The organism is Paenibacillus sp. J2L1-98 (assembly GCF_056269405.1).
On the sequence record NZ_JBWDNW010000007.1, the window covers coordinates 41,834 to 55,082 of the forward strand.

Below are 13,249 nucleotides of genomic sequence, written 5' to 3' on the forward strand. Positions count from 1 at the left end.
TGAGGATTTTATTAATGAGGTGCAGTAAGATGCTTGATTTGCCGGATAAGCCTGAACAGGCGGAGGTACTTGAAATGCCGGAATCAACGGAATTACCGATTTCGCCGGAAAGAACGGAGCTGCAGGATATAATGGAAACGAAAGAATCGGCTTCAGCAGAAGTTCAAATAACGAAGCATCAGCCTAAGGGAGTATCCATCATTACGGCAACCAATAAGCCGGAATATATGAAGCAATTGTTTTTAAACTACAGCCGTCAGCATTGGAAGACGAAAGAGCTTATTATCCTATTAAACAATGATCGTATGAGCTTGGAGAGCTATCAAAAATATGCGAAGCGTTTCGGTCAAGTGTCGGTCTACAGACTGCCCGAGAAATCGCCGCTTGGTAAATGCCTGAACTACGGAATCAGCAAAGCGAAATACGAAATCATTGCCAAATTTGACGATGATGATTTCTATGCTCCGCACTATTTATCTGAAGCGATGGCGGAATTTGAACGGACCGGTGCGAACGTTATAGGGAAAAATAAGTTTTACATGTTCTTTCGCAGCAGCTCGAAGCTCATGGAAGCCAGCATGCCGGCGCAAAGGCTTGTAGCCGGAGCGACGATTATGTTCGAGAAAAGGATTTATCCGGGTGTCGTATTTTCCAACTTGCGCAAGGGCTCAGATATGAGGTTTTTGCATGACTGCTTGAAAAAGGGGTATAAAATAGCCTCTACCAGCCAATACAATTTCACTGCTATCAGGAGAGGGAATCAAACGAAGCATACATGGAAGGTTACGGCCAGGACGTTCCGGATTCTTAGAGCAAAGACCGTTGCGCGTACGAACCGATTCAGCGAGATCGTAAGCAGGGCTATTCCTAACGATTGAACATGCGCCGATTAGGCGTCTTTTTTTTGTGTATTTCATTGACCATCGTATTATTATCTTATAGAGTTAAATTGTATTTTACCTGTAAAAAATCTTACAAATGCCGATATGAGGTGGAAACTGGAACGATGATTAAACTGTCCATCCGCGCTATAATAACCATCCTACTCTTAACTCTTATATGGCCTGCAGCAATAGGACATGCCGCAAATAATCTATTAAAAAATGCTAGTTTTGAAAACGTTTCGGGCACTGCTCCTAATGATTGGAGCCACGATGCCTACCTAAAGGAAGGGAATATAACCGCTTATACGATTAGCGACGCAGAGGCCCATACAGGCAGCTATTCAGCCGTGCTCGAGAATGTCGAAGCGAATCACTCGCGCTGGACGCAAACGGTCAGCGTTAAGCCGAAGGCGATCTATAAGATTTCCGGATATGTGAAGGCGGAGCATATAGGTCCGGATGCAACCGGAGCTCATTTTTTCATTGACGGCGTTGCCGTTACATACCCGGATGTGAAGGATACGAACGGAAAGTGGGCTTACGTTCATTTTTACGCGAAGACGGGCAAGGATCAGAAAAGCATGACGTTCGGCGCAAGTCTTGGCGGCTACGGGAGCATCAACACCGGGAAAGCATACTTCGATGACGTGAGCGTAGAGAAGGTTTCGAAGGCTCCCGCAGGCGCGGAGGTTTTCAGCCTGGTGCCTACAGAGTCGAGTCAAGATGATCAGGCTGCCGGTACGGTCGGATCTGTATTTCCTTTGCTTATGTCTACGGCTCTGTTCAGCTTGTTTTTCGTGTTAATTTACAAGAAGCTGCTTCGCGGCCGCAGCTGGCTGGACGAGAAGCCGCATTCGCATAAAATGATTGTTGCTCTCGTATTTAGTGGGGCGCTAGTCCTTCGGCTATGGATTGCTGTTTCCAGCAAAGGCTATGCCAACGATATTGCTTTGTTTATGGCTTGGGCCGACCATGCCGCGAAGCAGGGGCTTTCCGGCTTTTACCATACGGGAATGTTTGTAGACTACCCGCCCGGCTATATTTATATTCTTTATGGATTAGGCATCGTTAAAAATATGCTTTCGCTTGATGCCGCTTCTCGTGCAGCGATGCTGCTGTTCAAACTGCCTGCGATTATAGCTGATTTGGCAGCTGCGTATATTATATTACGAACGGGTAAAAAGAAAGCAGGCTATTCCGTAGCATTAGCGCTTGCGCTGCTCTATTTATTCAATCCGGCTGTTATTGTGGATTCGGCCGCATGGGGCCAAGTCGATTCGATATTTACGCTGGTGCTCATCCTGTCCATTCACGGCATTGCGGAAAATAAAATCGAGCGCGCTTCCGTATGGTACGCCATTGCGGCGCTGATCAAGCCGCAAGCGTTCATTTTCATGCCGGTACTGCTGCTCTGGTTCGTTTGCCGGAAGACCTGGAAACAAATTCCTGCGAGCGCATTTTACGGCTTTACGACGTTTATTTTGCTCGCGCTGCCGTTTTTCTGGGGCAATGGCGGGCTGCCTAGTCTCATTGATTTGTACAAGGGAACGTTATCCTCCTACCCGTATGCGACGCTGAATGCCTTTAATCTTTATGCGCTGACGAATGATAATTGGAAGCCGATTACCGATACATGGCTGCTGTTTTCGTTCCAAAACTGGGGGACGATCTTTATTTTGGCAGCAGCAGCGTTAGCCGCATATTTCGCATTGAGAAAGCAGGATGGCGATTCGTCGAAGCGCGCTTATTTTGTGGCCATGGTGCTGATCGTCGTCGTGTTCATCGGTGTAACAAAAATGCATGAGCGTTATTTGTTTCCTGTGCTGCTGCTCGCGATCTTTGCCTTCATACAATCGCTCGACCGAAGACTGCTAATGGTATATTTGGGATTTAGCATTACGGGCTTCATCAATATTGCTTATGTGCTGGATTACAGCAAAGTAAGCACGAACGTCCCTTCTAACGGCATTGTTTTATTATGTTCTATAGCCAATATTGGACTGCTGCTATACTTGCTTTATATCGGATATGATAAATATGTGCGAGGCAGGGTGAAGCTGGTAGATCCGTTATCGGAGGACGAGCTGCTGCAGATAGACCGAGGCAGCTTATCTGCGTTCAAAATCGGAGCGCCCTTGGCAGTAAAGCAGGAGCCAAAGCGGCTGGAGCGCAAGGATTGGAAATGGATGGGCGCAATAACGCTTGTTTACGCGCTCGTTGCCCTATACCAGCTTGGCGAGATGAAAGGACCGGAAACCGCATGGCAGCCTGCAGCGGCCGGCCAAAGCTTTTTCGTTGATTTGGGCGAGGTGAAGCAGCTGGACCGCATTAACAGCTTTGGCGGAGTCGGTACCGGAAAATTCAAATACGAATTCAGTCAAAATGGCACCGATTGGGACAACGTAATGGAAATAGACAGCAGCCATGTCGCTGTGTTTACTTGGACCAGCCAGCCGGCTGTGCTGCAAGCCCGTTATATAAAGCTTACTGCTGTACAAGCAGGCTTCTCCATGCATGAAATTGCGATTTACGGGCCAAGCAACAAAATACCTCTGCCAATCGTCGGAATAAATGATGAGCAGGCGAAGGATGCCAAAAGAGGCAGCGTGCAGCTGCTGTTCGATGAACAACAGCTGGCGAAGGTTAACGCGACCTTTATGAACGGATCCTATTTCGATGAAATTTATCATGCACGTACTGCCTATGAGCATTTGGAGCATATAGTGGCTTACGAGAATACGCATCCGCCGCTTGGCAAACTTATTATTGCACTCGGTATTAAGCTGTTTGGTCTTAATCCGTTTGGCTGGCGCATAGCGGGTACGCTGTTTGGCATTGCGATGCTGCCGTTAATGTATGTATTCGCTAGAAGGCTGTTTAATAGCAGCGTTTATGCAGGACTTGCCACAGCGCTGTTTGCTGCCGATTTCATGCATTTTACGCAAACGAGAATTGCGACAATTGACGTTTACGGCGTATTTTTCATTATGATGATGTTCTATTTCATGCACAAATATTATTCATTAAGTTTTTACCGGGTCAAGCTCGGCGTCACGCTTCTCCCATTGTTTTTGGCAGGGTTGTTTTTTGGAATCGGCGTTGCATCCAAGTGGATCGTGCTCTATGGGGGCGCAGGCCTGGCGGTTATGCTTGGCCTGTCGTTATTTGCAAGGTACAGGGAGTATGCGGCTGCCAAACGTGTTCTGCATAAGGCGAAGACGCCGGATCTGTCCTTAAACCATGACAGGCTGCAGCATATCATAAAGGTATTTCCCCGCTATACGATCATAACGCTTGCCGTTTGTCTCGTGTTCTATATCGTTATTCCGCTTGGGATTTATGCTTTGTCCTATATACCGGTGCTGACCGTAATGGATGAAGGGTATACCGTAAAAAGCTTTATCGATTATCAAAAACATATGTTTAGTTACCATAGCCATCTTGTTTCGACGCATCCCTTCTCTTCCTCCTGGTGGGAGTGGCCGTTTATGAAGAGGCCGGTATGGTATTATTCAGGCGATAATATGGCCGAAGGCATGAAGTCAACAATTGTAGCGATGGGAAATCCGCTCATTTGGTGGGCAGGCATTTTCGCGATGGCGGCAACGATTTGGATCAGTATCAAACGAAGAGACCAAACGATGTATCCGGTATGGATCGCCTTCTTGGCGCAGTACGTGCCTTGGATGCTGGTTACCCGGCTTACGTTTCTTTATCACTATTTCGCGATGGTGCCGTTTATCATACTGAGTTTGGTGTATATATTCAAGGTGATCGAAGAGAAAAGACCGGGCTTTAAGCTCGTGCGCAACCTCTTTTTGGCGGCATCGATTTTGTTATTTATCGTTTTTTATCCTGCTTTATCCGGTATGACCGTGAAAAGCTGGTATGTGGAGCATTTGCTGCGCTGGTTTCCGAGTTGGTTATTTTAAGAGAGGGGCATACGAATGAAGCAAGCGGCTGTGAAGTACAGCATTATCGTTCCTATGTATAACGAAGAAGAGGTTATCGAGCATACGTATGAGCGGCTGAAGCTGGTTATGGATAACGCGGATGAATCGTATGAGCTTATTTTCGTCAATGATGGCAGTAAAGACCGTACCGTTGAATTAGTTTCCATGATCTGCGATTTCGATCCGAACGTCCGTCTCATTAATTTCTCTCGTAATTTCGGGCATCAGATCGCGATTTCGGCCGGGATGGACTATGCGAAGGGAGATGCGATTGTCGTCATCGATGCGGATTTGCAGGACCCGCCTGAGGTTATTATCGATATGATTGCGAAGTGGAAAGAAGGCTTTGAGGTTGTATACGGCAAGCGGCTAAAGCGTAAGGGCGAGACTGCCTTTAAGAAACTGACCGCTAAAATTTTTTACCGCATCCTGAGGGGCTTGACCAATGTCGATATTCCGGTTGATACGGGCGACTTCCGTTTAATCGACCGGAAGGTATGCGACGTGCTGCGCGGCTTGAAAGAAAAGAACCGGTTCGTACGCGGCCTGGTTAGCTGGATCGGCTTCCGGCAGACAATGGTCGAATACGAGCGGGAGGAACGTTTTGCAGGCGAAACCAAATATCCGTTAAAGAAAATGATCGCTTTTGCGATTGACGGGATTACCTCTTTCTCCTATAAACCGCTGAAGATTGCCGCCTATATCGGCTTTGCCTTATCGTTGACGAGCTTTCTATACCTGATAGTCGTCATATTCCAGAGGCTGTTTACGGGCAGCACAATTGCGGGATGGGCATCGATCGTCGCGGTCAATCTATTTTTTAACGGTATCATCCTTATGCTCCTTGGCATCATCGGCGAATATATCGGCCGGATTTATGATGAGTCCAAGAACAGGCCGCTTTATATCGTGCGAGAGGTACAAGGCTTCCCGGAGAACGATGGCGATAAAACGGCGGCAGCCAAGGATTCGGATCGGGTCAGAGAGTATGTTTAAAACGGTACGCAAAAGGCTCATCGCGCAATTTATAGCATTTAATATAGTCGGACTGCTCAATACGGCAGTCGATTTCTTACTGTTCACCATTCTGATTTGGTTAGGCACTTATTATTTACTCGCCCAGGTGATCGCTTACGGCGCAGGAATGATCAACAGCTTTGTGCTTAACAGCCGATATACCTTCGGTAAAGGCAGCAGAATAACCACGAGGCGGCAGCAGCTGGGCATGAGCGTGAGGTTCATCGCTTGGAATGGTATTCTGCTTGGCATTACGCTGCTCTTGCTTGCCGCCTTAACGGAGTGGTGGGGAATGAATGACGTAATCGCCAAGCTTATTGTAACGGCGGTTACCGTGTTGCTTAATTTTTACGGGAGTAAAAAATGGGTTTTCGCGTCGGGTGGATCGCAGACGGAGAGCAGTTAGCGGGAGGAGGGTAAGATGAAAAAAATATTGTCCTACTCATTAATAATTGTTGGTATTCTCATCCTGCTGTATCCAAAAGCAAATGAATGGTATGATAACCTTCAGCAGAATAAGCTGTTGGAACAGTGGGAAGATGCAAACTACGATGAAATACCTCAGCAGCAGGCGCAGCAGCAGTATGAGCAGCTTACGGACCTGTTTAACGATGAATCGGCTGCGACAGAACAACCAACCACTGCGCCTACGGAAGCTCCTTCATCGACTCCTGCCGTGCAAAAGATTACGCCGATCGCGACGATTAAGATTGACAAAATAAAGCTCAAGCTGCCTGTCGTCGAAGGCGCTACACAGAAAAACATGAAATCGGCCACCGCCCATTTGAAGGAAACGGCAGCTTTAGGCCAAGTCGGCAACGCGGCAATCGCCGGTCACCGGATGCGTTCGAGAGGGAGATTGTTTAACCGGCTCGGAGAAGTAGCGGCTGGAGATAAAATCGTCGTAGAGACGAAGGACCAATCCTATATATACACGGTGTATAAAGTCTCGATTGTAAAGCCTACGGACGTGTCTGTACTTAATTACAACAAAAAGGATAAACTGCTTACCTTAATAACCTGCGATCCAATCGTAAACCCCACGCACCGCTTAATCATTCACGCTAAGATGTAAACGGCATCAGAGCCCATTTTCTGCGAGTAACAGCACCAATACATTCGCCCCTTCATAGTATAAGTTGACTGTATCCCTTAACCTTGTTAAACCATAAAAACCCGCGCAAGGAGGGGTGACAAACATTGAAGGGTAGCGACCAGAAGAGCAAGTTTTTATTGACGCATCGTGAACGCGAGGTATTCGAGCTATTGGTACAGGACAAGACAACAAGAGATATTGCACAGCAACTATTCATCAGCGAGAAGACCGTCCGCAACCATATTTCTAATGTCATGCAAAAGTTGAACGTAAAGGGTCGTTCACAAGCGGTTGTCGAGCTAATCAAGCTTGGTGAATTACAAATCTGACATAGCAACACTATCAGACGGCATAGCCATATGCTGTCTTATTTTTTGCTCAATACGGCTTATGGGGACAACCTTTGAAGGGCAGCGGCTCAATTTGTAATGAAGCTTTCTAATTTTGGAAAATAAACCAAATAAGGAAGAGGGGATTGTCGAATCTCGTCGAATAAATAGTAATATCATCTCAGTAAGGAAGGTTTCAATATGCCCATACTACGCCTGATTCACACAAAGCAAAAAAATAAAATCAGCTTGGCTACGCTGCTGACAGGTTTGGTCTCGATCTCTGTCCTTCTTACGCTAACGATTCTGCTCATTTCATCCTATCAATCGAAAAAAAAATCGTTATACGATACGACTTTTTCTTTGAATCTTTCAACTGCATCTAATATGAGTCAAACGATGGACTCTGTATTTAAATCGATGCATGGCAGCCTGAAAAACGCTGCGGCTTTCTACTCAATTAATAGCGGGATGAACGCAACAGATTCAGACAATTATCTTGAATTGATACGCAACAGCAGCAACTATTTCAATTCTATCGTCGTGGTGGATGAAACTGGTCTTATTCGCACAGTATCTCCTTCATCGATAGGGACCGCAGGAGGGAGGATTAAGACGGAGGCAGCCAAGGAGGCTTTGGCTTCCAGAAAGCCTTACATATCCAAGCCTTATTTGAGCACCAGAACGAAACGTCTTATCGTATTTATCAGCGAGCCGATATTCGACAATGCCGGTGTTTATCGCGGTTTTATCGGAGGGTCCATTTATCTGCAAGAAAACAACGTTTTGAACATGATTTTCGGTAACGAAAGCCCAAGCGGCGATAGCGGCTCCTACTTTTATGTTGTGGGCTCCGATGGCCATGTGCTGTATGATCCTGAAAAAAGCCGAATCGGCAAGGACTTCAGCTCGGACCCCATTGTCCAGAAGCTCATACAAGGCAAAAGCGGGTATGGGCAGACAGTTAATAACTCAAAAGGTGTGACGCTGCTGGCAGGATACTCGTATGTGCCGGATAATCAGTGGGGGATCATCGTGCTTTCTCCCATCCGTATCATTAAAGAACAATTGAACAGTCATATACAAGCGATTCTGCTGTATATGCTGCTCCCATTCATATTATTGATGCTGGTAACGATTTGGCTTGCGCGCCGATTAGCCAAGCCTTTCGTAACCCTTGCTAACATTGTCAGCAGAATCGGGAAGGAAGAAGTAACGCTTCCGGATACGAAGCAGCATTGGAACAGAGAAGCCGACTTGTTAACCCAAACGGTGATCCTTGCTTTGAACGGGATTAAAGCGCAGACCGACCAATTGACTCATGCAGCTATGACCGACCCTTTAACCGGTCTGCGTAATCGAAGAACGTTAGAAACGATTATGAAGCAGTGGACGGAGGCGCAAACCTCCTTCTCGATCATCGTATTGGATATCGATCGTTTCAAGTTGATAAATGATACCTTCGGACATCAAGAGGGCGACAGAGTATTGCAGCATCTGGCTGGGATTGTCGCTTTATCCATAAGGCCGGACGATGTGTGCTGCCGGTATGGAGGCGAAGAATTCGTTGTTCTCCTGCCCTTTGCCGCAGCGAATAATGCCTTTGAAGTCGCTGAACGAATCCGCACGATGATGGAGAAGAGCGAGAATCATTTAAAGCAGACGATAACGGTTTCGCTCGGAGTTGCTCATTTTCCGTCGCAGTCAAGTAACGCTGATGAATTGTTCCTGTTAGCTGACCAAGCGTTGTATAGGGCCAAGCATGCAGGAAGAAACCGGACGATGATGGCGGAATCGCTTATGCAGATATCTGATAATTGTATTTAAATTGATGTGAAGAAAAGGAAACAAAACCATGAAGCAAAGTTCATTAACTATCAAAAAAAGAATGATTTATTTTATCGTAATTTCGATAGCGGCATTAAGTGTGCTTACCGGGATTAAGCTGTTTTTCTCTTATCAGTCCACGACCAAATCGGCGGAAATTACACTGGCCAAGCAGTATACTGAAATCGGGATGGACATCGCACATGGTCTTGATATAGCTGTTTATGAGAAGTTTTTACTGACAAAATCAGATGATGAGAACCGCAAGAAAACGAAGCTGTATTTGGAGGAGTACCGCGAACGAATTAATGCCTTGTACGTGTATATTCTATTACTGGATGAAAGCGATGTTTCTAAGGTGATGGTTTCGTCTATTCCTCCTGATGTGGAGGATTTGCCGATTGGATTTCCATGCACAGTGCCTCCTGATGAGGTTCAGCGTGCTAAAAAAGGCATGAACTATTACACGGGCATTATACACGATGAGCTTAATGGGTCTTATATGTCTATTGGTGTGCCTTTTTTTGACGAGAATGGAGCCGTACTTGGCGTTGTTGGAATTGACATCGATGCCAAGGATTTAGGGAATATCAGCAAACAGGTGATCTCAAATAATACGCTGATCTTCGGAATGGACGTCTTGTTCGCATTTGCATTATTGGCGGGCGTCTATCTGTTGAACAAGCTGTACAAAGCCCGTCTCAAACAAGATTTGAAGGAATCGGAGAAAATGTACATTTCCGAGCTGGGTAAAATAATGGAGACTATTAAATCCAGCAGGCATGATCTGATGAATCATCTTCAGGTGCTAAATGGCTTAATGGATATACGAATGTATGATAGAGCGCATGAATATTTGAAGCAGCTGACCGTTGAATCCAAAACATTGGATATGTCCCTGCGCATTAAAAATCCGATCCTGATGGTGCTGTTCCAGAGCAAGCGGGAGCTGGCTCACTCGAAAAATATTCAAATCAGCTTTGAAACGGATTTTGATGAATTCGATCAAGTGGAGTCTATGGATTTGGTCAAGCTTTTTTCGAATCTGCTGGATAATGCGATCGAAGCAGTGGAATCAGCTGCCGGCGAGCTGCCGCAAGAAATACATGTCATTTGCAAAGCGGATAATGGTAAATATATTTTTGCCACTGAAAATCCGGCACTGCTTACGGATAAAGAGCAAAGCAGCTTCTTTCAGGCCGGGTTTACGACGAAAGGCAGGGGCCTGGCGGCAAGGGGGAACGGCCTTTCCATTGTAAAGAGAACCGTAGAGAAATATAAGGGCGATATTTTTTTTCGTTATGAGTCCGGCAAGGTTCTTATTCAAATTACGATTTAAACCGCATGAATCCGGCATATCCGATCATGCTTAAGCATAAAAAAAACAGGTCAGGAATTTATCCCCATCCTGTTTTTTTTGTTATTTCAGAGCAGGAACATGCTCCTCCATGTAAGCTCGAACCTCATCAGCCGAGCCTAGCTCGAGACCCGCTTGTAATCGGTTGGATTCGTGTATTTATAGTTACAAATTGCTATTTTTGGTCAATAATCAATAGGATTATGGTATAATCGAACCATATTTGAACAATAAATTGTGTGATTGCTTGCGAAATGAACAGTCAATCTCAAGCTCTATAGGAGGATAAGATGTTAAAAATTAGTCTTTTTCTAATTTTGATGTGGTTGTTTGGCAACCCTTTTATCGCCATTCTCGTCATGCTTATTGTGCTTTATGTGCTGGACCGCCGCTTTGTCGGGTTAACGCCAAGCCTATTTAAGCCGTTAAAGAGAATTTCCAGAATAAAAAAGCTCAGACAGCAGATTGACCGTTCGCCGAATGATGTATCCTCCAAGCATGAGCTAGCCCGCCTTTTAATCGAGCGAAAAAAATATAGCGAGGCTGTCGGCTTACTTGAGCCTCTGCAGCAGACGCTCGAGGATTCGGCTGAATTTTGGGATGATCTGGGAACGTGCTGTTTATACAGCGGAGACGAGGAACGCGGGGTGGCCTTTACGCTCCGCGGGCTGGAACTTAATCCGCGTGTCAAATACGGCGCTCCTTATTTGCGGCTTGCATCGCATTTCTCGAGCGGCCGGACAGAGCAGGCTCTTACACACATACATGCTTTTCAAGCGATTAATTCCTCGTCCTGCGAAGCTTATGAACAGCTGGCTTCGATTTATAAGCAGCTTGGAAACGCACAGGAAGCTAGGCGCTCTACCCAGGAAGGGCTGCGTATTTACCGCATGCTTCCGCGTTATAAGAAACGGCAGGAACGCAAATGGGCCGTCCGGCTGTTTTGGAGAAAGATAGCCGGTTAAGGAAAGCTATAATAGATAGAAGGGCAAGATGCAGGAGATGCAACGCAACATTTGGCTTGTGGCGATCAGTGTTATCGTCGTACTCGTTTTATTGAATAACACGGCTTATTATTTTCTTACTAAAAAAACGCTGGAAGACTCTTTTAAAGAAGAACTCCTGACTCATGCAAAACGGCTGGAAATTTCTCTGGAGCAGTCACGCGAGGGCTCCGAACAGTTTCAAAATCAGATCGGACGCGAATTGCGCTCCGCATCGATCGCAATCCAATATGCCCTTGATCCTGATATTGAGAAGGTAACGACCGAGCAGTTGATGGAGCTCCGCGACAAGTTGGGTCTTAGCCACATAACGCTTCTCAAAAAATTGCCCGATGATATCGTGTTATACAAGTCGTCCAATGTAAACCAGCTTAATACGAGCACGAAGACATGGAAGCCGTGGTACGAAGTATTTAACCAGCTGTTCGAGAATAAGAATGCTTCGGTGGACTGGCTTGGACAATCGCTTCCGAATTTCTGGAGCGGACCGTTCGAGGTATCTACGACCGATGTCGATAAGCTTAACAAATGGGGCTATTATTACGACGGAGCTACTAATTATATTATTGATCCTTATGTGGATTATGAGCGGCAGGAAGAGTATGAAATTGCCACAGGCGTTCATCGGATGATCGAAAACTCCATTCAAAGCAGCGATTCACTGAAGGAAATTGCCTTCATAAATCCGGAAACGTTCCCTGATGGTAAAGACACGATAAATCCGGAAGGCTTGGTTCAAGGACATAAAGTGCAGGAGCCTATTTTTTACGGCTCATATAAGATGAAATCAGCGCAGGATACGAGGCTGGTGCGAAAAGCTTATTTCTCGAAGGAAACCGTAACTCTGCGTGAAAATATAGACGGAACAGAAATTTTTAAAATGTATATTCCGGTATTTGTTAACGAAAACGGCATTAACATTACCGACCGGGACGGGCAGCCGATGAACAGCTACGTCCTGATGCTCACCTCCGACTATCATGTCATTCAAGAAAAACTGGATTCGCAGTTTTTGAATTTAAGCATAATTATTCTTGTCGTAACCGGCTTCAGTCTGTTAATAGCCGTTCTTGCTATGAGATCCTACAGGCAGTCGCGCGATAAGGTCGTTCGAGTCACGCAAGAAACCTATGTTGACGAGATTAACCAAATGTTCCAATCGATCAGAGCGCAGAGACATGATTTCTTGAACCATGTGCAGACGATTCACTCTTTGGCTGAGCTGGACAAATCGCGGGAGCTGGTTGCCTACACGAAGGAGCTGACCGGCGATATTCGAATGATGAACGATATTATTAATATCGGCAATCCCGCCATAGCAGCACTTGTCCGCGCGAAAATTTCACAGGCGGAGAGCCATAAAATTCAATTCAGCTGCTCGTTTACCGGATTGAATATGCAGGAGATGGGCGTTAGGACGCTTGATGTCAACCGCATGCTCGGGAATTTGATCGATAATGCCTTCGACGAGGTGCTTAAGTATGCCGAGGATCGTCGCCACGTGACGCTTGTCGGCAAGCAGACGCCCGCATCTCTTGAATTTACAGTTACGAACACCTGCGATAATGCGGAAGAAGCGGTATTGCTGCCTATTTTCGAGGCGGGCTATTCGACTAAGCAGCAGGATCATCAGGGATTGGGTCTTTCGATTGTAAAAACGATTGCGAAGCAGTACAAAGGAGACGTATTCGTTACAGCTGAGCCGCCAGGGAAACTGACGTTTACCATAAAAATGCCATTATAAAGCAGAATGACGCCTAACCGACTGATGGGATTCGTCGG

General features: G+C 46.0%; 10 protein-coding genes. All 10 read left to right on the top strand.

The features are described from left to right. Positions 1-14 precede the first annotated feature (14 nt). On the top strand, positions 15-878 hold the full coding sequence (locus AC0YNZ_RS15160; protein ID WP_475827402.1) for a glycosyltransferase family 2 protein: 864 nt from the start codon (positions 15-17) through the stop codon (positions 876-878). Positions 879-1,006: 128 nt separating this feature from the next. Further along, positions 1,007-4,816, top strand: coding sequence for a phospholipid carrier-dependent glycosyltransferase (locus AC0YNZ_RS15165; protein ID WP_475827403.1), 3,810 nt, complete (start codon positions 1,007-1,009; stop codon positions 4,814-4,816). A gap of 15 nt (positions 4,817-4,831) precedes the next feature. Further along, on the top strand, positions 4,832-5,833 hold the full coding sequence (locus tag AC0YNZ_RS15170) for a glycosyltransferase family 2 protein (RefSeq protein ID WP_475827404.1): 1,002 nt from the start codon (positions 4,832-4,834) through the stop codon (positions 5,831-5,833). Then, positions 5,826-6,260: a GtrA family protein gene (locus tag AC0YNZ_RS15175; protein ID WP_475827405.1), complete on the top strand. Its 435-nt coding sequence runs from the start codon at positions 5,826-5,828 to the stop codon at positions 6,258-6,260. Before AC0YNZ_RS15170 ends, AC0YNZ_RS15175 begins: the two co-directional genes overlap by 8 nt. A gap of 15 nt (positions 6,261-6,275) precedes the next feature. Further along, positions 6,276-6,929, top strand: coding sequence for a class D sortase (locus AC0YNZ_RS15180; protein ID WP_475827406.1), 654 nt, complete (start codon positions 6,276-6,278; stop codon positions 6,927-6,929). Positions 6,930-7,054: 125 nt separating this feature from the next. Next, positions 7,055-7,279: a helix-turn-helix domain-containing protein gene (locus tag AC0YNZ_RS15185; protein WP_056636210.1), complete on the top strand. Its 225-nt coding sequence runs from the start codon at positions 7,055-7,057 to the stop codon at positions 7,277-7,279. 201 nt (positions 7,280-7,480) lie between these two features. Further along, a complete protein-coding gene (locus AC0YNZ_RS15190) occupies positions 7,481-9,106 on the top strand; it encodes a sensor domain-containing diguanylate cyclase (protein WP_475827407.1) in 1,626 nt (541 codons plus the stop codon). Positions 9,107-9,134: 28 nt separating this feature from the next. Then, on the top strand, positions 9,135-10,445 hold the full coding sequence (locus AC0YNZ_RS15195) for a Spo0B domain-containing protein (RefSeq protein ID WP_475827408.1): 1,311 nt from the start codon (positions 9,135-9,137) through the stop codon (positions 10,443-10,445). Positions 10,446-10,753: 308 nt separating this feature from the next. Beyond that, a complete protein-coding gene (locus tag AC0YNZ_RS15200) occupies positions 10,754-11,428 on the top strand; it encodes a tetratricopeptide repeat protein (protein WP_475827409.1) in 675 nt (224 codons plus the stop codon). A 28-nt stretch (positions 11,429-11,456) separates the two neighbouring features. After that, positions 11,457-13,211, top strand: coding sequence for a sensor histidine kinase (locus AC0YNZ_RS15205; protein ID WP_475827410.1), 1,755 nt, complete (start codon positions 11,457-11,459; stop codon positions 13,209-13,211). Positions 13,212-13,249 lie beyond the last annotated feature (38 nt).